Here is a 20,010-nt window from a genome sequence, read left to right as displayed (position 1 = left end):
AATTGCATTCATGAAGAAGAAGTTGCTCGCGATGGCCGTCGCCGGCCTCGTTCTCCCGGCCTTCGCGGTGCCCACCGCGCTTGCCCAGCCCGCTCCGCCGGCGCCACTGCCGCCCGCGGTCGACGGTGCGCCGCCGCCAGACGCCGGACCGCCGCCGGACAACGGAATCGTAGCGTCGGCACCTCCCGGAACCGTCATGTCTCCGGACGGTTGGCAGCTCAGCGTCGCCGCCACCGGTGAGACGCAACTACCCATCGCTCCGCTGACCACCGCCGTGTCCTCGCGCGAATACCTCGTCGGCGGAACGTTCGTCGGGACGGTGACGGGCAACGGCAAGACGAAGCTCAACGGCGGTGTGCTCGAGGCCGGCTACCAGATCGGTTGCGGTATCGAGCTGGGCCAGGTCCGTCTGATCGGCTCCGTCGGTATCGGCACCTCGGGGTCGACACTGACCGGAGGGCTCGTGCCGACGGGCGTGAACTTCCCGATCTCGGGCACGCTCGAGATCCACCTCAAGCCCGGCACGGTGAACCAGGTGTCCGTCGACAAGAAGTCGTTCAAGGCCGCACCCGCCCGCGTGACGCTCAAGGACGTGCACATCAAGGTGGATGGCTGTGCGGGACAGTCGTTCCTACGCTCCTACGCGACACTGACGAGCTCCACGACCGACACCGACGACATCGTGGCGTACTACGGCGTCACGAAGTCCGTATGACACGAGTGATCCGGCAGGCACCGGCGGCGCTTCTCGCCGCCGGTGCCGCTGTCGTCTTCGCGGCTGCGGCCCACGCGCAGCCGCCGGCGCCGCCGGATCCAGTACCGCCCGCACCCGCGCCTGCGCCGCCGGGACCCACCATCCCGGTGATCGGCGCACCGCTGGGGCCCGAGGGCTGGAACATGCTCGCCCAGACCGGGCAACCCGCTGTTCCCGGAATGCTCGGAGCGCCAGCGATTCCGGGCGTCGATCGCGCCACGGCCCTGGGCCAGAACGCGGTGCCGTCGGCGCCGGGCGCGGGGCCGGGCGTGGTGCCGAACCTGCGAGCGTTCAACAATGCCTACGGGCTGCCGCAGAACGAGGTGCCATCAGCCCCGGGGCAGGGCCAGCAGTTCGACGTCGCCCCTGGGCAGGAAAACGCCGATGTCAACGGCCGCACCTGGCTGGGCCGCTTCTACGACCTGGCCGCGGATGGGCGCTTGCACGGAGCACTGCTCAACCAGTTGCCGCAGCAGCAACTCGGTGAGCCACTGCCGGGAACGGCTCCACCTCCGGGCACCAACATTCCGCCGGGCTTGGTGCAGTTCCTGCCCGATCCGGCAGCTCCGCCGCCGCCGCCGGGCTGACGGTCCTCGGCTCCGCGAAAGTGCCTCCAGTGCTGTAGTTCTTCGCTGGCTGCGACCGTGTGTGCACTTTCGCTGCGCCCCAACGGCAATCGGCCCCCACCGAAGACGGTGGGGGCCGATTGCGTCAGCGGTCAGGCGGCGTCAGCCTCCGGCTTGCGGTGCTTGCCACCCAGCGAGGGAGCGGACTTCTTCGTCTCGCTCTTGGCATCGGACGTCGACGCTGTCGTCGTATCGGACTCGGACGCCTTGGTCTCGGTCTTGGGCTCGGTCTTCGTCTCGGTCTTGGGCTCGGTCTTCGTCTCGGTCTTCGACTCGTCCGTGGTGTCGGTCTTTGTCTCAGAAGCGTTCTCGGTTTTGGTGTCCGGGGTCTTCTCGGATTCGCTCACGGTCGGCTCGGCCGACTCCTGGATTTCGGGTGCACGGTGCTTACCGCCAAGGGTCTTCGGAGTCTCGGCGAGCCGAGCCAGGAACGGGTGCGGGCTGTCGAGAACGGTAGTCGCCGAGTCATCGCCGGCCAGCAGGTTCGGGGCGTGCCGCGTCTGCAGTGCCAGCGACGCGGTGTTGCCACCGAAGACCTGGTCGATGACGCTCTTGTTGTAGGCGAGCTCATTCTTGACGGCGGTGGAGATGCCGGGCAGCGCACTCTTCAGGTTCGCGCGGACGGTGTCGACGTACCCGGGGATCTCGTCGGTGCGGTTAGCCAGCACATAGGTGAAGACCGAGAAGGGCAGCGAGACCAGCTGGACGACGGCGTTGGCGGCACTTCCGACGGCCTTCGAGACGCCGACGAAGTTGTGATAGGGGATGGTCAGCAGCTGAAGCAGCACGGTGCCCTGATCAACCGGATCAGCCTGTGCTGCAACGCTCTTGGCGCCCGCGGTGGTGGCGTCGGGTTGCGATCCGAACACCTGCGAGATCAGGTCGAGGTCGTACTGGATCTCGGTCTTGATCGCGGTAGAGATCCCGGGGAGAGCGCCGTCGAGATTGTTCCGGACGCTGTCGACGTAGGCGGGGATCTCGGTGGTGCGGTTGGCCAGGACGTAGGTCGCGACGGAGAACGGCAGTGACGCCACCTGAAGGACGGCGTTGACGGCGCTTCCGACGGCCTTCGAGACGCCGACGAAATTGTGGTACGGCGCGGTCAGGAGCTGCAGGAGCAGCGTGGCCCTGTCGACGCCCGACAGCTCGGCCATCGTGTCGACCGCAGCGACCAGCGTGGCGTCATCGGTCGGTGCCACAGGGGAGTTCAGCGTCCGGAGCGACGGCGGTACCGGATCGAACGTGCTGACCGCGGCTGACAGTTCGACGGGGATCGTCGCGGTGGCGCGCACGGAATCGGGAGTGGTCGAGGTCATGGCCAGGGCTGCCAGGCAGGCGGCCGAGACGAGTGCCACGAGGGGTTTGCCAATGGACGAGTGCATACCGTCGCCTTCGTAAGGGGTGTCAGGACGGACGGAAATGTACGGGGCTCGCACATGGGTGGTCGGAACGCATTGCAGCGCGCGCATTCTCGGCAGGTGAACGGGTGGTGACTTTCCTGGCAGTGGCTCAACCGATGGCGAGGGCGGCCGCCGCTGCGATCGCAGGCTCGGTGATGTCGCCGACGTCGCGGCCGTCTTCGACGACGAATGCCGTCAGCTCGCGCAAGCCTCCCAGCAGGATCAGCGCGGTGGCGGGTGGCAACGGGCGCACGCCTGCCCGTCGGAACCCGGGGCTGGCGGTCAACGTCGTCAGCAGCTCGGTGAGGTCGCCCATCACCTGGCGGTGCAGCGGCCGGGCCACGACGCCCAGCGCTGGAGCCTCCCGTATCCAGCACAGGGTGATCGCGGGGCGCGCCCCGATGTGTGCGACGTACGCCTCGACGGCCTGCCGGATCTGCGATCGCCAATCATCATCTGGCGCAACAGCTGCACGGATGCCGGCGATCAAGTCGGCGTTGTTGCGGCGCAGCAGCTCGATCAGGCACTGCTCCTTGCCGGCGAAGTGCTCGTAGAACGTGCGTTTCGAGGTCCGTGCATGCCGGACGATGTCGGCGACCGTGGTGTCGCGGTAGCCGCGCTCACCGATCGACGCGGACAGACCATCGAGCAGTCGGTCCGGCGTCAGCACTGCGGTCACGGTCATCTGCACCTCTTGCGGTCCCTGGTACCAAACGGTACCGTACCCCACATGACTGCGGTACACAGCAGTACCAAAACGGTGAACATCGATCGCTTGCCTCCGGAGCCACGCATTCCGCATGCGCTGCAGGGGCTCGGGTTCTCGTTCGCACGGAAGTGGACCGTGCGGCAGGCCACCCGTCAATGCGGTGACGTGTTCACGCTGCACCTGCCGGTGTTCGGTCCGTCGGTGATCGTGGCCGATCCCATGCTGGCCAAGCAGGTGTTCATGGCCAATCCCGACGAGGTGGGCAATATTTCGCCCAATCTGTCGCGGGTGCTCGGGCCTGGCTCGGTGTTCGCTCTCGACGGCACCGACCACCGCCTCCGGCGCAAGCTGTTGACTCCGCCGCTGCACGGGAAGAGCATCAAGAACTACGAGCGGATCTTCGAAGAAGAGACGCTGCGCGAGATCCGGACATGGCCGCAGGGAAAGCCTTTCGAGACGCTCGAGCCCATGATGCGGATCACCTTGAACGTCATCCTGCGGGCGGTGTTCGGCGCCGACGGTGCACATCTGGACGAGTTGCGGCGCAGCATCCCGCCCTGGGTGACGCTGGGATCGAGGCTCGCGGTGCTCCCGATGCCCTCGCACACCTATGGCCGGTTCACCCCGTGGGGCAAGCTGGCGGCCTACCGCAGGACCTACGACGAGATCATCGGACGACTGATCGATGCCGTCGCGTCCGATCCGGAGCTCGACTCCCGCGACGACGTGCTCTCGCTGCTGTTGCGCAGTACCTACGAGGACGGCTCGTCGATGTCGCGTGAGGACGTCGGCGACGAACTGCTCACCCTGCTGGCCGCCGGCCACGAGACCACCGCTGCGACCCTCGGGTGGGCCTTCGAGAGGTTCAGCCGCCACCCCGACGTACTGACCGAGCTCGCCGCGGAAGCCGACACCGACGACAACACCTACCGGCAGGCGGCGATCCTCGAGGTGCAGCGCACCCGCACGATCATCGACTTCGCTGGGCGGCATGTGTACGCACCGTCGTTCGACCTCGGGGACTGGGTCATCCCGCACGGCTACTCGATCTTGGTGGCCATCAACCAGATACACCGTCGCGCCGAGGAGTTCCCGGACCCGACACGGTTCGACCCGCAGCGCTTCGTGGGTCAGCGCCCGTCCACCGTCGCGCACATCCCCTATGGCGGTGGCACCCGACGCTGTGTCGGGGCCACCTTCGCCAACGTGGAAATGGATGTCGTACTACGAACTGTGCTGCGCCACTTCACCATCGAGCCGACCACCGAGCCGGCGGAGAAGCAGCACTTCCGCGGTGTCGCCCACACGCCCAAGCTGGGCGGGCGCATCGTGGTGCACCCCCGCTGAGTCTGGCACCACCAGCAGGCGAATCAGACCTGCGTGCGCTTAGGCAGCTTCCAGCCCGCGCGCGGAAAGTGGCAGGTGTACCCGTTGGGGTAGTGCAGCAGGTAATCCTGATGCTCGGGCTCGGCCTCCCAGAACTCCGGAGCCGGGCTGACCTCGGTCACCACCTTGCCGGGCCACAGGCCGGAGGCGTCGACATCGGCGATCGTGTCGAGCGCGACGTCACGCTGCTCGTCGTCGACGTAGAAGATCTCCGAGCGGTAGCTGCTCCCGACGTCGTTGCCCTGCCGGTTCTTCGTCGTCGGATCGTGGATCTGGAAGAAGAACTCGAGCAGCGCCCGGTAGTCGGTCTGCGCCGGGTCGTAGACGATCTCGACGGCCTCGGCGTGCCCCGGATGGTTCCGATAGGTCGGGTGGTCGTTCTGGCCGCCGGTGTAGCCGACGCGGGTGGACACCACGCCCGGCTGACGCCGGATCAGGTCCTGCATGCCCCAGAAGCAGCCGCCGGCCAGCACGGCCCGCTTGTAGTCGCTCATGCGCGCTCCTCAGTGGATTCGTCGGATGGGGTGAACAATTCACGGTACTGCCCGTAGCCCTCGGCCTCGAGGTCGTCGAGGTGGACGAACCGCAGGGCTGCGGAGTTGATGCAGTAGCGCAGGCCGCCCTGGTCGTGGGGACCGTCGGTGAAGACGTGCCCCAGATGGCTGTCTCCGTGGGCGGAGCGGACCTCGGTGCGAATCATCAGGTGCGAGAAGTCCCGCTTGCTGATGACGTTCTCCGCGTCGACGGGGCGCGTGAAGCTCGGCCACCCCGAACCGCTCTCGAACTTGTCGACCGAGGCGAACAACGGCTCACCGGAGACGACGTCGACGTAGAGGCCGGGTTCGTGGTTGTCCCAGTACTCCCCGGTGAAGGGGCGCTCGGTGCCGTTTTCCTGGGTGACGTGATACTGCTCGGGCGACAGTGCGCCGAGCGCGTCGGGATTTCTGTTGTAGGTCTGGGTCACGGAACCTCCTCGGGTTGGCACTTGTACAACCGTGAGTGGCCTGCGGTTAGTTCCCGTTACGGACCTCGTCGACCAGCGTCACGATCTCGTCAGCCACGGCCTGCGGCTGATACAGCATCTGGTTGTGCCCGGTCCCCGGCACGATGACGTTGGTGGTGCCGAGCGCGGCCGCCAACATGTCATTCGCCTGATGGACCTGAGTCTGGGTGTAGTTGTCGGGCTCGAGGTTCTTCGGCGCGGCGAACTTGTCGGCGCTCAGAACGATCGCCGGGACGCGGGGCAGCGGTGGTGCGGCCGCGATCCGCGCGAACGCGTCATACGCCAGGATCGCCTCCTCTCCCGGCGGCTTGGTGCGCCCGTCGGCGTCGAACGCGTCGTTCTGGTCGGGCCGACCGACGCTCACCAGGAATTCGGACGTCGGCTCGGAGAACAGCAGGCCGCTGACGAGTTCCGGATGCTGTCGAGCCAGCAGGTCGAGAACCAGGCCGCCGTAGGAGTGGGCGACGAACACCATCGGGGTGGGCAGCTGTGCCGCGGCGATCAGCGCGACGATGTCGTCGACGTCCTGCGCCGCGGTGTGCGGCTGTGCGACGGGGGTCGACCGATCCGGCCCGTCGGGCCGGGTGTCCGGTCTGTCGTAGGAGCAGATGCGCGTCGTCCTCGCGACGGTCGGCTGCGTCGCGACGTCGGTGGGGTAGACGATCGCAGCCTCGTCGACGAGGTCGTAGGGCTGTGAGCGAACCGGGTCGGCCGGCGCGATCGACGCGTTCCAGGCCTGGGCGTAGCTGCCCATGCCGGGGATGACGAAGACGGTGGGCGAGCCCGCAGCGGCGCTGCCCTGGCAGTCCAGATAAAGGCTGCGACCGTCGCCGATGTCGATGAGCCCGGCGACGTCCTGTGCGAGGGCGGTCGGTGCGGTTGCGAGCGCGGCGATGACTCCGATAGCTGTCGCCAGCAGCTTCTTCACGTCGATGACACTACGACTGGTCGACAAGACCAGGTAGAACGTGTTCTAGTTCTGGGTGTGACGGGTAGCACTTTCAGTCGCGACGAACTCGCCGCGGCGTTCGCCGAGTTTGAGAAGACGGTCGACCGCGCGGCGACCACCCGCGACTGGGACCCCTGGGTCGCGCAGTACACCGACGACGTGCTCTACATCGAGCACGCCGCCGGCACGATGCGCGGCCGTGAGGAAGTGCGGCCGTGGATCTGGGACACCATGGAGACCTTTCCTGGCAGCTACATGACGGCGTTCCCCTCGCGGTGGAAGGTGTTCGACGAGGACACCGGACGGGTGATCTGCGAGCTCGACAACCCGATGCGCGACCCCGGTGACGGCACGATCATCAGCGCCACGAACATCTCGATCGTCACCTACGCCGGCGACGGCAGGTGGTGTCGCCAGGAAGACATCTACAACCCGCTGCGCTTCGTCAAGGCGACGCTGAAGTGGTGCCGCAAGGCCCAGGAGCTGGGCACCCTGCCCGACGAAGCCGCCCAGTGGATGGCCGGGGTGACCCGATGAGCGCGCTCGTCATCGGGGCCAACGGCTACCTCGGCAGCCACGTGACCCGCCAGCTCGTCGACGCCGGTGAGGACGTCCGCGTGATGGTGCGCGACGGCGCCAACACGGTCGGCATCGACGACCTCTCCGTCATCCGCTTCGTCGGCGACATCTTCGACGACGACGTGCTGCGCGAGGCCATGATCGGCGCCGACGTCGTCTACTACTGCGTCGTCGACACCCGCGGGTGGCTGCGCGACCCGGCGCCGCTGTTCCGCACCAACGTCGAGGGCACCCGCCGCGTCCTCGACGTCGCGGTCGAGCCGGCGATCGCGGCGGGACTGCAGAAGTTCGTGTTCACCAGCAGCTATGCGACCGTCGCCCGGCGACGCGGGCACACCGCGACCGAGGACGACGTCATCACCGACGAGCGCGCACTCACCCCCTACGTGCAGTCGCGCGTGCAGGCGGAGCGGCTCGTGCTGGACTACGCCCGCACCCGCGGACTGCCCGCCGTCGCGATGTGCGTGTCCACCACCTACGGCGCCGGGGATTGGGGCCGAACCCCGCACGGCGCGATCATCGCCGGAGCCGCGTTCGGCAAGCTGCCGTTCGTGCTGGGGAGCATCGAGTTGGAGGCCGTCGGCATCGACGACGCTGCGGCCGCGCTCCTGCTGGCCGCGGAGAAGGGCAGGGTCGGCGAGCGCTATCTGATCTCGGAGAAGATGATCTCCAACGCCGAGGTGGTCCGCATTGCCGCCGAGGCCGTCGGGGTGCCCGCGCCGAGCAGGACGATCCCGCTGCCCCTGACCTACGCGATGGCGGCACTGGGCAGCCTCAAGGCGCGCCTGACCGGAACCGATGAGCGACTCTCGCTGGATTCGGTGCGGTTGATGCGCGCCGAGGCCCCCGTCGACTGCAGCAAGGCCAAGCGCGAACTGGGGTGGACGCCCCGACCGGTCGAGGAGTCGATCCGGGAGGCCGCGACGTTCTGGGTCAACCTGCGCTCCGCGAAACGGTAGAGGCTGCCACAATCTGTCGGTGCTCAACGGTTACATCTCGCACTGGTATGACGGACTCCCCACACCGCGGACGTTCCTGCCCGGCAGTCGTGACGCCGACGTCTGCATCGTCGGTGCCGGATACACGGGGTTGTGGACGGCGTACTACCTGAAGAAGGCCGATCCGAGCCTGCGCATCGTGGTGCTCGAGGCGCGGTTCGCCGGATTCGGTGCGTCCGGACGTAACGGCGGCTGGCTGTCGGGTCTGGTGCCCGGAGATCGTGAGCGCATGGCGCAGCAGTACGGCCGCGACGGTGTGGTGGCCTGGCAGCGCGCTCTGAACGAGGCCGTCGACGAGGTCATCGACGTCGCCGCGAAGGAGGGCATCGAGGCGGGCATCGTCAAGGGCGGGACGCTGGAGGTGGCCCGCAACCGCGCGCAGGCCAGTCGACTGGCTGCCGCGGCCGCGGCCGAGCGCCGCTGGCAGATCGACGGTATCGAGGAACTGTCCAGAGACGAAGCGCGGCAACGCATCCGGCTCAGCGACGTGGTGGCGGCCTACCACAACCCGCACTGCGCCAGGATTCAGCCGGCGCAGCTGGTGCGTGGGCTGGCCGACACCGTCGCCGCGCTCGGCGTAGACATCTACGAGCGCTCACCCGTCGTCGAGATCGCGGCCGGGCGCGCGGTCACCCCGCGCGGCACCGTCACGGCCCCGATCGTCCTGCGCGCGACGGAAGGGTTCACCGCGGGGCTGCGCGGGCTGAAGCGTCGCTGGTTGCCGATGAACAGCTCGATGATCGCCACCGATCCGATCCCGGCGCACATCTGGGACGAGATCGGTTGGCAGGGCAGGGAAACGCTCGGCGACACCGCGCACGGGTTCTTCTACGCGCAGCGCACTGTCGACGACCGCATCGCGATCGGAGGGCGCAGCGTGCCCTACCGGTTCGGGTCCCGCACCGACCGGGACGGCCGGGTGCCGGAACGCACGATCACCGCGCTGACCGCCACACTGCGCACCGTTCTGCCCCAGGTGGCCGACATCGGTGTCGCGCACGGCTGGTGCGGTGTGCTGGCCGTGCCGCGCGACTGGGAGGCGACCGTCGACTTCGACAGGGCCAGCGGGCTGGGCTGGGCGGGCGGCTACGTGGGCCATGGAGTGACCGCGACCAATCTGGCCGGCCGTACGCTCGTCGACCTCGTGCTCGGCCTCAAGACGCCGCTGACCGAGCTGCCCTGGGTGGGACACCGGTCGAAGCAGTGGGAGCCCGAGCCGCTGCGCTGGCTCGGGGTACGGGGCATGTACCTGGCCTACAAGGCCGCCGACTGGCACGAGGCGCGGGGGCGTGCCGGCACCTCACCGATCGCCGTCGTCGCCGACAAGATCGCCGGCCGCCCGCACTGAGTGGCGCCGAGGCGTTCAATGGAGTCATGACCGACCGACCTGTGCTCGAACCGTCGAGCAGCCACCCGATCACCGTCACCCCCACCGGACGTCGCGTCGTCGTCCGGATCGCCGGCGAGGTGGTCGCCGACAGCTCTGCCGCGTTGACGCTGCAGGAGGCCGATTACCCTGCGGTGCAGTACATCCCGATGTCAGACGTGTCGGCCGAGAAGTTGCAGCGCAGCGATACCGCGACGTACTGCCCGTTCAAGGGTGACGCCGGCTATTACGACGTCCGGACCGGGGACGACACCGTCACCGACGCGGTGTGGACCTACGAGCAGCCTTACCCGGCGGTCGCGGCGATCGCCGGGCACGTCGCGTTCTACCCGGACAAGGCCGACGTCGTGGTGGAGCCCTAGCCTGTGCCACAGAGCAGGACGGCCAGCGTCACATTCGCCGGCCCCGCAAGTCCAGCGCTGACGCTGTCGCCGCTGCGCCGGGGCCGGGCCGACCCGTGCTACCACGTCGCTCCCGACGGTTCGATCTGGCGGACCAGCCTGCTGGCCAGCGGTCCGGTCACCGCTCGGATCGGCCGCGAAGCCGTCGACACCGTCGGCTGCGAGGCGTGGGGGCCCGGCGCTGCGGAGTTCACCGACGCGCTGCCCGCCCTACTCGGGGCCGAGGACGAGGTGAGCGGGTTCGACCCGCAGGAGCCCACGATCGCGCGCGCCCACCGACGCGTGCCACACCTGCGGCTGGGGCGGACGGGGCGGGTGCTCGAGGCGATGGTTCCCGCCATCCTGGAACAGCGGGTGTACGGCAAGGACGCTCGACGGGCGTGGCGCACGCTCGTGGGGAAGTACGGAGCGCCTGCCCCGGGTCCCGCGCCTGCGCACATGCGGGTGCCGCCGAGCGCCGACGTGTGGCGTCGGGTGCCGTCCTGGGACTTCCACCTCGCCAATGTCGATCCGGGTCGCGCGCGGACCGTGGTCGGGTGCGCGCAACGCGCCGACGCACTCGAACGGCTGGTGCATCGGTCGTGTGAGGCGGCGCGCGCAGCGATGATGTCGCTGCCCGGTGTCGGCGTGTGGACGGCGGCCGAGGTTGCCCAGCGGGCCATGGGGGATGCCGACGCGCTGTCCATCGGGGACTACCACCTGTCCACGATGGTGGGCTGGAGTCTGCTCGGCCATCCCATCGACGACGACGAGATGGTGACACTGCTGGCGCCCCTGGCGCCGCACCGGCAGCGCGCCGTCCGATTACTGGAAGTCAGTGGGCTCGCGGTGAATCCGCGCTTCGGGCCGCGGGCGGCGATCCCGAATCTTGCCGAACTGTGACGTCGAGCGCAGGTGATTATCGCGCCGACGGCAGGGGTACACGGGGCGGGACATACGAAGGAGTTGTTACATGACTACGTTCACCGTGCCCGGACTGTCCGACAAGGCGGGCGCCGAGGTCGCTGAGTTGCTGCAGAAGGCGCTGAGCCGCTACAACGACCTGCACCTGACGCTCAAGCACGTGCACTGGAATGTGGTGGGCCCCAACTTCATCGGGGTCCACGAAATGATCGACCCGCAGGTCGAACTGGTCCGCGGGTACGCCGACGAAGTGGCCGAGCGCATCGCCGCTCTCGGCGCCTCCCCGCAGGGCACCCCAGGTGCGATCCAGAAGGACCGAACCTGGGATGACTACTCGGTCGGGCGCGACACCGTGCAGGCGCACCTGGCCGCACTCGACCTGGTCTACACCGGCGTCATCGAGGACACCCGCAAGAGCATCGAGCGGGTCGGCGAGCTGGACCCGATCACTGAGGACATGCTGATCGGCCACGCCGCCGAACTGGAGAAGTTCCAATGGTTCGTGCGGGCGCACCTGGAGAACGCCGGCGGTCAGCTGGCCAACGAAGGCCAGAAGACCGAGAAGAGCGCGGCCGACGCCGCCAAGAGCGCCTGACCGGTCAGTTCGTCGCCAGATCTGGGCTGCCGCCGGGGAGCGTGTCGTCGCGAACAGGACGATCGGCGAGCTCCTCGGCGGTGCCGAACAGGTACGGGTAGGCGACTCCGGCCAGGGCGGCACCGACCAGCGGCGCGATCCAGAACACCCACAGCTGCGCGGGTGCCCCGTCGCCGTTGAAGAACGCGACGCCGGTGGAGCGTGCCGGGTTGACCGACGTGTTGGAGATCGGGATCGAGATCAGGTGGATCAGGGTCAAGGTCAGCCCGATCGACAACCCCGCGAAGCCCTTCGGTGCGCGATCGTCGGTCGATCCGAGGATCACCAGCAGGAAGATGAACGTCAGCAGCACCTCGGCGATGATCACCGCCACCAGCGAGTACCCGCCGGGGGAGTGCGTGCCGTACCCGTTGGCAGCCATACTTCCCGTCGCGCTGAAGCCGTCGCGGCCCTTGGCGATCACGTAGATCGCGGCGCCGGCTACGACACCAGCGACGATCTGGGTCAGCCAGTAGCCGGGTACGGCTTTCCATTCCACCCGCTTGGCCAGCGCGGCGCCGAGGGTGACGGCCGGGTTGAAGTGGCCGCCCGAAATGGTGCCGAAGGCGTAGACGCCGCTGAGAACCGTCAAACCGAAGGCGAGTGAGACGCCGACGAAGCCGATCCCCAGAGAGACACCGTCGCCGGAGAGGAACTTGGCGGCGAACACGGCACTTCCGCATCCGCCGAATACGAGCCAGAACGTGCCGATGAACTCCGCTGCAACTCGATGCAGCATCGTCGGTGCGCGCATCAGGGACCTTCTTCCGCCGTCGAGGGCTCAACGGTGACACGGTCGGGTGCCTGAAGGCCGCGCTGTGTCCGAACCGATGCACTTTGGCAATGAACGATTCACCCAGGTCAGCGGTAGGCGGTCACCCGTCCCGTGAGTGCGGTGCGACCGTCCGACCCGACGGCGACGACGTCGGCGGCGGCGCTGCGCCGGCCCATGCGCGTCGGCGTCGCGCTGTAGTGCGCTCCGGCTCCGCCGTGCATCGGCCGGTAGAAGTTCACCCGCAGCGAGCCGGTGACGAATTCGGGTCCGGTGCCGCCGTTCAGGGCTGCCGATCCGACCAGCTCGAGCCCCATCGACGACACTCCGCCGTGGACGGTGCCCACGCCGTTGTAGACCGCGGGGTCGTCGCGTTGGACGAGCACCGCCGCCGCGCCGCCGGTCTCGCCGACCTCGACGGCCATCCGATCGGCCAATCGCGGACCCACTGTCGTCCCGTCTGTGTCGTCGGACCATGTCGTGAAGGTCGCCGGTGCGGGGATGTAGAAGGAACGGACGGTCGCCGTCGCGATCACTGCGCCGCCGACCGACAGGTCGCAGAGCGCCAGCGCGGTCGTTCCTTTGGGGCCGACGGGCCGCGCGACGCCGATCACGGGGTGATCGGGCGCGGCCGCGATGGCCTCTGCCGCCCCGGGAGCGACCTCCAGCGACAGCTCGCTGGACACCGTCCACTCGTCAGCTGCTCGGCGGACGTGATTGGCCGCGCCGGCGACATGGTCGACGAGCATCGCCAGCGGGGCGACGGTGGGCAGCCCGGTGAGGGGATTGACCAATCCGGCGATCGGAATGGACGCCGTCGCCAGGTCGGGGTCGTCGTCGTCGGTCTCGATTCCGAACCGGCCGAGGGGATGATTCAGCGGGTAGCGCACCCAGCCAGCCTGACCGGCGTGCCTCATCCGCGCAGCGGTGGGGCCGTCATTGCCATCGATCCTGCTGTGGCGCAGCGTGTTTGGGCCAGCAGGTGCCCGCCGGGCACCCTCGGTGGCTCTGTCAGCCACTCGGGCGACAACTCTAAGAATCTCGCCAGGCTTTCAGCAAATGCAACGAGAACGTCACGTGCACGTCATGACGGTGAGAGACTGATGTGGCAAATACTGGACGCGGGAGTGTCGAGTGTGTGATGTGGGTCTCACCCGGTGGATCTCCTCTTTATCGAGGTGAAAGACCGTCCATGGCAACGTTATTCGCCTGTGACCTGGCGCCGTGAGCCGTTGGGCGAAGTCCGGGCGGCCCAACCTCGTTAGGATGCACTAAGTTGGCATGTCAGGGGCCCTTTGTCATATCGTTTTGAGCACTTGTGGCGAGTGGAAAAAGGGCCGTCGTTCAGTGCTGCACGAGAGCCCCTCCGCCGCCGCCCCGGCTAACGTTCTCGCGCCGAGGTATCTGAAGAAATAAGGTAGGTGGGAATGGCGCCCAGTCCTCAGGGCCTGTACAACCCCGCATTCGAACACGATGCGTGTGGCGTGGCCATGGTGGCCGATATGCACGGCCGCCGCAGCCGCGACATCGTGGAAAAGGCCATCACGGCGCTGCTCAACCTCGAACACCGCGGCGCCCAGGGCGCCGAACCGAACACCGGTGACGGCGCAGGCATCCTGCTGCAGGTCCCCCACGAGTACTTCCAGGCGGTCGTCGAGTTCGATCTGCCCGAGCCGGGAAACTACGCCACGGGCATCGCGTTCCTGCCGCAGTCGTCCAAGGACGCTGCGACGGCGTGTGAATCCGTCGGCAAGATCGCCGAGGCCGAAGGCCTGCAGGTGCTGGGGTGGCGCGACGTGCCGACCGACGAATCGTCGCTCGGGGCTTTGGCTCGCGATGCCATGCCGACCTTCCGCCAGGTGTTCCTCGCCGGCGCCTCCGGAATGGACCTCGAACGCCGCGCCTACGTGGTGCGCAAGCGCGCCGAGCACGAACTCGGCACCAAGGGGCCGGGCCAGGACGGTCCCGGCCGCGAGACCGTCTACTTCCCGAGCCTGTCCGGGCAGACGTTCGTCTACAAAGGCATGCTGACCACGCCGCAGCTCAAGGCCTTCTACCTCGACCTGCAGGACGAGCGCCTCACCAGCGCGCTCGGCATCGTGCACTCCCGCTTCTCGACGAACACGTTCCCGTCGTGGCCGCTGGCTCACCCGTTCCGGCGCGTCGCCCACAACGGCGAGATCAACACCGTCACCGGCAACGAGAACTGGATGCGGGCCCGCGAGGCGCTCATCAAGACCGACATCTTCGGTTCGGGCCAGGACCTCGACAAGATCGTGCCCGTCTGTACGCCTGGGGCGTCGGACACCGCCCGCTTCGACGAGGTGCTCGAACTCCTGCACCTCGGCGGTCGCAGCCTGCCGCACGCAGTGCTGATGATGATCCCCGAGGCCTGGGAGCGCCACGAGTCGATGGACCCGGCGCGGCGGGCCTTCTACCAGTACCACTCCTCGCTGATGGAGCCCTGGGACGGTCCTGCGGCAGTGTGCTTCACCGACGGCACCGTGATCGGTGCGGTCCTGGACCGCAACGGTCTGCGGCCCTCCCGTATCTGGGTGACCAGCGACGGACTCGTCGTGATGGCCTCCGAAGCCGGCGTGCTCGACCTCGACCCGGCCACCGTCGTGCAGAAGATGCGCCTGCAGCCCGGCCGCATGTTCCTCGTCGACACGGCGCAGGGTCGCATCGTCGACGACGAGGAGATCAAGGCCGAGCTGGCTGCCGAGCAGCCGTACCAGGAATGGCTTGACGCCGGTCTGTTCAAGCTCGAAGAACTGCCGCCCGGTGACTACGTGCGGATGCCGCACCACCGCGTCGTGCTGCGCCAGCAGATCTTCGGCTACACCTACGAAGAGCTGAACCTCCTGGTCGCGCCGATGGCGCGCACCGGCGCCGAGGCGCTGGGCTCGATGGGCACCGACACCCCGATCGCGGTGCTCTCCGCACGGTCACGTGTGCTGTTCGACTATTTCCAGCAGCTGTTCGCGCAGGTCACCAACCCGCCGTTGGATGCCATCCGCGAAGAGGTGGTGACCAGCCTCGCCGGCACCGTCGGCCCGGAGGGTGACCTCCTCAATCCCGACGCCGAGTCGTGTCGCCAGATCGCGCTGTCGCAGCCGATCCTGCGCAACGCCGAGCTGTCCAAGCTGATCTGCGTCGACCCCGACCACGAGATCCGCGGCCACAAGCACGGCATGCGCGCCGCCGTCATCCGCTGCCTCTACCCGGTCAACCGCGGCGGCCGAGGGCTCAAGGAAGCACTCGACAACGTCCGCGCCAAGGTGTCGTCGGCGATCCGCGACGGTGCCCGCATCATCGTGCTCTCCGACCGCGAGTCCAACGAACAGATGGCGCCGATCCCGTCGCTGCTGTCGGTGGCTGCGGTGCACCACCACCTGGTACGTGACCGGACCCGCACCAAGGTCGGCCTCGTCGTCGAGGCCGGCGACGCCCGCGAGGTGCACCACATGGCGTGCCTGGTCGGCTTCGGTGCGGCCGCGATCAACCCCTACATGGCGTTCGAGTCGATCGAGGACATGGTCGATCGAGGTGTCATCAACGGCATCAGCAGCGACCAGGCCAAGGCCAACTACGTCAAGGCCGCAGGCAAGGGCGTGCTCAAGGTGATGTCGAAGATGGGCATCTCCACGTTGGCGTCCTACACCGGTGCCCAGCTGTTCCAGGCCATCGGTATCAGCCAGAAGCTGCTCGACGAGTACTTCACCGGGCTGAACTGTCCGGTCGGCGGCATCGACCTGGACGACATCGCCAACGACGTCTCCGCCCGGCACTCCCTGGCGTACCTGGACCGCCCCGACGAGTGGGCGCACCGGGAGCTCGAGGTGGGCGGCGAGTACCAGTGGCGCCGCGAGGGCGAGTACCACCTGTTCAACCCGGACACGGTGTTCAAGCTCCAACACTCCACGCGCACCGGTCAGTACGAGGTGTTCAAGGAATACACCAAGCTGGTCGACGACCAGAGCGAGCGGATGGCCTCGCTGCGTGGGCTCCTGAAATTCCGTGTGGGCGAACGCCCGTCGGTTCCTCTCGAGGAAGTCGAGCCGGCCAGCGAGATCGTCAAGCGGTTCTCCACAGGCGCGATGAGCTACGGCTCGATCTCCGCCGAGGCGCACGAGACGCTGGCCATCGCGATGAACCGGCTCGGCGGCCGGTCGAACTCAGGGGAGGGCGGTGAAGCGGTCGCCCGCTTCGACCGCGACGAGAACGGTGACTGGCGGCGCAGCGCGATCAAGCAGGTCGCCTCGGGTCGCTTCGGCGTCACGTCGCACTACCTGTCCAACTGCACCGACATCCAGATCAAGATGGCCCAGGGTGCGAAACCCGGTGAAGGCGGCCAACTCCCGGGGCACAAGGTGTACCCGTGGGTGGCCGAGGTGCGGCACTCGACGCCTGGCGTGGGATTGATCTCGCCGCCGCCGCACCACGACATCTACTCGATCGAGGATCTCGCTCAGCTGATCCACGACCTAAAGAACGCCAACCCGCAGGCACGCGTGCACGTGAAGCTGGTGTCGGAGAACGGTGTCGGCACCGTGGCGGCGGGCGTGTCCAAGGCGCACGCCGACGTGGTGCTGATCTCCGGGCACGACGGCGGCACCGGCGCCACCCCGCTGACGTCGATGAAGCACGCCGGCGCGCCGTGGGAGCTGGGGCTGGCCGAGACGCAGCAGACGTTGCTGCTCAACGGACTTCGCGACCGCATCGTGGTCCAGGTCGACGGCCAGCTCAAGACAGGCCGCGACGTGGTGGTCGCCGCGCTGCTCGGCGCCGAGGAGTTCGGCTTCGCCACCGCCCCGCTGGTGGTGTCGGGCTGCATCATGATGCGCGTCTGCCACCTCGACACCTGCCCCGTCGGCGTGGCCACCCAGAACCCGCTGCTGCGTCAGCGCTTCAACGGCAAGCCCGAGTTCGTCGAGAACTTCTTCATGTTCATCGCCGAAGAAGTTCGGGAACTGATGGCGCAGTTGGGCTTCCGGACGGTCAACGAGATGGTCGGCCAGGTCGGCGCGCTCGATACCGCCAAGGCTGCCGAGCACTGGAAAGCGCACAAGCTCGATCTGACCCCGGTTCTGCACGAGCCCGAGTCGGCGTTCATGAACCAGGACCTCTACTGCAGCTCGCGGCAGGACCACGGGCTGGACAAGGCGCTCGACCAACAGCTGATCGTGCAGTGCCGGGAGGCGATCGACGACGCGTCCCCCGTTCGGTTCTCCACGACGATCGCCAACGTCAACCGCACCGTCGGCACCATGCTCGGCCACGAGGTGACGAAGGCCTACGGCGGACAGGGACTTCCCGACGGCACGATCGACATCACGTTCCAGGGTTCGGCGGGCAACAGCTTCGGCGCGTTCGTCCCGAAGGGCATCACCCTGCGCGTCTACGGCGACGCCAACGACTATGTCGGCAAGGGCCTTTCGGGTGGGCGCATCGTGGTGCGTCCGCCGGAGAACGCGCCTGCGGACTACGTCGCCGAGGACAACATCATCGCAGGAAACGTCGTGCTGTTCGGCGCCACCAGCGGCCAGATGTTCCTGCGCGGCCAGGTGGGAGAGCGGTTCGCGGTGCGCAACTCCGGCGCCCACGCCGTCGTCGAGGGCGTGGGTGATCACGGCTGCGAGTACATGACCGGTGGACGGGTCGTCATCCTCGGCCCCACCGGCCGCAACTTCGCGGCGGGTATGTCCGGCGGCATCAGCTACGTCTACGACCCCGACAACGTCCTGGCCGACAATCTCAACGGCGAGATGGTGGCCTTGGAGAGCCTCGACGACGAGGACACCGAGTACCTGCGCGACATCATCACGGCGCACGTGGACGCCACCGATTCTGCCGTGGGACAACGGATTCTGGCCGACTGGGACGCCCAGTCCGGTTCTTTCACCAAGGTGATGCCCCGCGATTTCAAGCGTGTGTTGCAGGCCATCGCCGATGCGGAACGCAACGGAGACGATGTGAACGAAGCGATCATGGCGGCCGCAAGTGGCTGATCCGCGCGGTTTCATGAAGTACACCCAGCGGGAGACGCCGCAGCGTCGCCCCGTCGACCTGCGCCTGCGGGACTGGAAAGAGGTCTACGAGGAATTCCCTCCCGACCATCTGCAGGTTCAGGCCGCCCGGTGCATGGACTGCGGTATCCCGTTCTGTCACAACGGATGCCCGCTGGGCAACCTGATTCCGGAATGGAACGACCTGGTCCGCACCGACCGGTGGCGCGAGGCGATCGAGCGGTTGCACGCGACCAACAACTTCCCGGAGTTCACCGGGCGGCTGTGTCCGGCGCCGTGCGAAGGCTCGTGCGTGCTCGGCATCAATCAGGACCCGGTGACCATCAAGCAGGTCGAGGTCGAGATCATCGACAAGGCCTTCGACGAAGGCTGGGTTGTTCCGCTGCCGCCGGACCGCAAGACCGGCAAGAAGGTCGCGGTGGTCGGCTCGGGCCCGGCGGGACTGGCCGCGGCGCAACAGCTCACACGTGCCGGCCATGATGTGACGGTGTTCGAGCGGGACGATCGCATCGGCGGTCTGCTGCGCTACGGCATCCCCGAATTCAAGATGGAGAAGCGCCACATCGACCGGCGCCTCGAGCAGATGGAGGCCGAGGGCACCGAGTTCCGCGCCGGCGTCAACGTCGGGGTCGACATCACTGCCGCGCAGCTGCGTTCGCAGTTCGACGCTGTGGTGCTGGCCGGCGGCGCGACGGCGCGGCGCGATCTGCCGATTCCCGGACGTGAACTCGACGGCATCCACCAGGCCATGGAGTACCTGCCGTGGGCAAACCGCGTGCAGCTCGGTGACCCCGTCGTCGACGACGACAACCAGCCGCCGATCACGGCCAAGGGCAAGAGGGTCATCATCATCGGCGGCGGTGACACCGGCGCCGACTGCCTGGGCACCGCACACCGCCAGGGCGCTGAGCACGTGCACCAGTTCGAGATCATGCCGCGGCCGCCGGAGACCCGCGCGGATTCGACGCCGTGGCCGACCTACCCGCTGGTGTACCGGGTCACCTCCGCGCACGAGGAGGGTGGCGAGCGCGTCTACTCGGTCAACACCGAAGAGTTCTTCGGCGAGGACGGCCGTGTGACGGGTCTGCGCGGCTACGAGGTCGAGATGAAGGCCGGCAAGTTCGAGAAGGTCGAGGGCAGCGACTTCGAGATGGCGGCCGATCTGGTGCTGTTGGCCATGGGCTTCACCGGTCCGGAGCGTGAGGGCTTGCTGACGGATCTGAAGGTCGAGATCAACGAGCGCGGCAACGTCGGGCGTGACTCGAAGTTCGCCACCTCGGTTCCCGGGGTGTACGTCGCCGGCGACATGGGTCGGGGCCAGTCCCTGATCGTGTGGGCGATCGCCGAGGGACGTGCGGCCGCCTCCGCGGTGGACACGTACCTCATGGGGCACACGGCGCTGCCGGCGCCCATCAAGCCGACCGCGGTGCCGCAGCGGTAGTCAGACGACGGGGGTCGTCTCGAATCGCGGCCCCCGCAA

18 protein-coding genes are annotated in these 20,010 nt (G+C 67.9%); 11 read left to right on the top strand and 7 right to left on the bottom strand.

From position 1 onward, the window contains the following. Positions 1-10: 10 nt before the first annotated feature. Together ACZY1G_RS15500 and ACZY1G_RS15495 are read left to right on the top strand one after the other, a co-directional pair. Complete coding sequence (locus ACZY1G_RS15500; protein ID WP_463822872.1) at positions 11-715, top strand: MspA family porin; 705 nt, start codon at positions 11-13, stop codon at positions 713-715. Beyond that, entirely contained in the window at positions 712-1,341 is a 630-nt protein-coding gene (locus tag ACZY1G_RS15495; RefSeq protein ID WP_463822871.1) for a hypothetical protein, read from the top strand. Before ACZY1G_RS15500 ends, ACZY1G_RS15495 begins: the two co-directional genes overlap by 4 nt. A 131-nt stretch (positions 1,342-1,472) precedes the next feature. Here the strand turns inward: ACZY1G_RS15495 and ACZY1G_RS15490 are convergent, their stop codons facing one another. Both ACZY1G_RS15490 and ACZY1G_RS15485 read right to left on the bottom strand, forming a co-directional pair. Then, complete coding sequence (locus tag ACZY1G_RS15490; protein WP_463822870.1) at positions 1,473-2,762, bottom strand: hypothetical protein; 1,290 nt, start codon at positions 2,760-2,762, stop codon at positions 1,473-1,475. A 127-nt stretch (positions 2,763-2,889) separates the two neighbouring features. Continuing rightward, complete coding sequence (locus ACZY1G_RS15485) at positions 2,890-3,465, bottom strand: TetR/AcrR family transcriptional regulator (RefSeq protein ID WP_463812719.1); 576 nt, start codon at positions 3,463-3,465, stop codon at positions 2,890-2,892. A 45-nt stretch (positions 3,466-3,510) separates the two neighbouring features. On the opposite strand from ACZY1G_RS15485, the gene ACZY1G_RS15480 reads away from it, so the two are divergent. Next, positions 3,511-4,836, top strand: coding sequence for a cytochrome P450 (locus tag ACZY1G_RS15480; protein ID WP_463822869.1), 1,326 nt, complete (start codon positions 3,511-3,513; stop codon positions 4,834-4,836). A 23-nt stretch (positions 4,837-4,859) separates the two neighbouring features. Here ACZY1G_RS15480 and msrA read toward each other — a convergent pair whose 3' ends face one another. From msrA to ACZY1G_RS15465, 3 genes are read right to left on the bottom strand one after another with little or no spacing between them, the layout of a single operon-like run. Next, on the bottom strand, positions 4,860-5,369 hold the full coding sequence (gene msrA / locus ACZY1G_RS15475) for a peptide-methionine (S)-S-oxide reductase MsrA (RefSeq protein ID WP_463812717.1): 510 nt from the start codon (positions 5,367-5,369) through the stop codon (positions 4,860-4,862). After that, the gene (msrB, locus tag ACZY1G_RS15470; RefSeq protein WP_463822868.1) at positions 5,366-5,839 is read right to left on the bottom strand and encodes a peptide-methionine (R)-S-oxide reductase MsrB; all 474 of its coding nucleotides are present in this window, start codon (positions 5,837-5,839) and stop codon (positions 5,366-5,368) included. The genes msrA and msrB overlap by 4 nt, the downstream gene beginning before the upstream one ends. Positions 5,840-5,885: 46 nt before the next feature. Next, positions 5,886-6,806: an alpha/beta fold hydrolase gene (locus ACZY1G_RS15465; protein WP_463822867.1), complete on the bottom strand. Its 921-nt coding sequence runs from the start codon at positions 6,804-6,806 to the stop codon at positions 5,886-5,888. Positions 6,807-6,863: 57 nt separating this feature from the next. On the opposite strand from ACZY1G_RS15465, the gene ACZY1G_RS15460 reads away from it, so the two are divergent. From ACZY1G_RS15460 to ACZY1G_RS15435, 6 genes are all read left to right on the top strand, one after another. Further along, positions 6,864-7,364: a nuclear transport factor 2 family protein gene (locus tag ACZY1G_RS15460; RefSeq protein WP_463812713.1), complete on the top strand. Its 501-nt coding sequence runs from the start codon at positions 6,864-6,866 to the stop codon at positions 7,362-7,364. Continuing rightward, entirely contained in the window at positions 7,361-8,365 is a 1,005-nt protein-coding gene (locus ACZY1G_RS15455) for an NAD-dependent epimerase/dehydratase family protein (RefSeq protein WP_463822866.1), read from the top strand. Before ACZY1G_RS15460 ends, ACZY1G_RS15455 begins: the two co-directional genes overlap by 4 nt. Positions 8,366-8,378: 13 nt before the next feature. After that, on the top strand, positions 8,379-9,752 hold the full coding sequence (locus ACZY1G_RS15450; RefSeq protein ID WP_463814762.1) for an NAD(P)/FAD-dependent oxidoreductase: 1,374 nt from the start codon (positions 8,379-8,381) through the stop codon (positions 9,750-9,752). A gap of 26 nt (positions 9,753-9,778) precedes the next feature. Next, positions 9,779-10,153 carry a DUF427 domain-containing protein gene (locus ACZY1G_RS15445; RefSeq protein WP_463822865.1) on the top strand — a complete coding sequence of 125 codons (375 nt, stop codon included), beginning with the start codon at positions 9,779-9,781 and terminating at the stop codon, positions 10,151-10,153. A 3-nt stretch (positions 10,154-10,156) separates the two neighbouring features. After that, positions 10,157-11,074 (top strand): DNA-3-methyladenine glycosylase family protein, encoded by a 918-nt coding sequence (locus tag ACZY1G_RS15440; RefSeq protein WP_463822864.1) that lies wholly within the window; start codon positions 10,157-10,159, stop codon positions 11,072-11,074. Between the two features lie 70 nt (positions 11,075-11,144). Next, positions 11,145-11,690: a Dps family protein gene (locus tag ACZY1G_RS15435; protein ID WP_463812709.1), complete on the top strand. Its 546-nt coding sequence runs from the start codon at positions 11,145-11,147 to the stop codon at positions 11,688-11,690. 4 nt (positions 11,691-11,694) lie between these two features. Here the strand turns inward: ACZY1G_RS15435 and aqpZ are convergent, their stop codons facing one another. Beyond that, entirely contained in the window at positions 11,695-12,483 is a 789-nt protein-coding gene (gene aqpZ, locus ACZY1G_RS15430) for an aquaporin Z (protein WP_463822863.1), read from the bottom strand. Positions 12,484-12,590: 107 nt separating this feature from the next. Then, a complete protein-coding gene (locus ACZY1G_RS15425) occupies positions 12,591-13,391 on the bottom strand; it encodes a PaaI family thioesterase (protein WP_463822862.1) in 801 nt (266 codons plus the stop codon). A gap of 537 nt (positions 13,392-13,928) precedes the next feature. Here ACZY1G_RS15425 and gltB point away from each other — a divergent pair. Together gltB and ACZY1G_RS15415 are read left to right on the top strand one after the other, a co-directional pair. Next, positions 13,929-18,512: a glutamate synthase large subunit gene (gene gltB / locus ACZY1G_RS15420; RefSeq protein WP_463812706.1), complete on the top strand. Its 4,584-nt coding sequence runs from the start codon at positions 13,929-13,931 to the stop codon at positions 18,510-18,512. Then, positions 18,505-19,971 (top strand): glutamate synthase subunit beta, encoded by a 1,467-nt coding sequence (locus ACZY1G_RS15415; RefSeq protein ID WP_463822861.1) that lies wholly within the window; start codon positions 18,505-18,507, stop codon positions 19,969-19,971. The genes gltB and ACZY1G_RS15415 overlap by 8 nt, the downstream gene beginning before the upstream one ends. The last annotated feature ends 39 nt before the right edge of the window (positions 19,972-20,010 follow it).

The organism is Mycobacterium sp. IDUB_5 (genome assembly GCF_055419565.1).
Note: the sequence above shows the minus strand (reverse complement) of the source record. Positions and strands in the feature narration are given on the sequence as shown.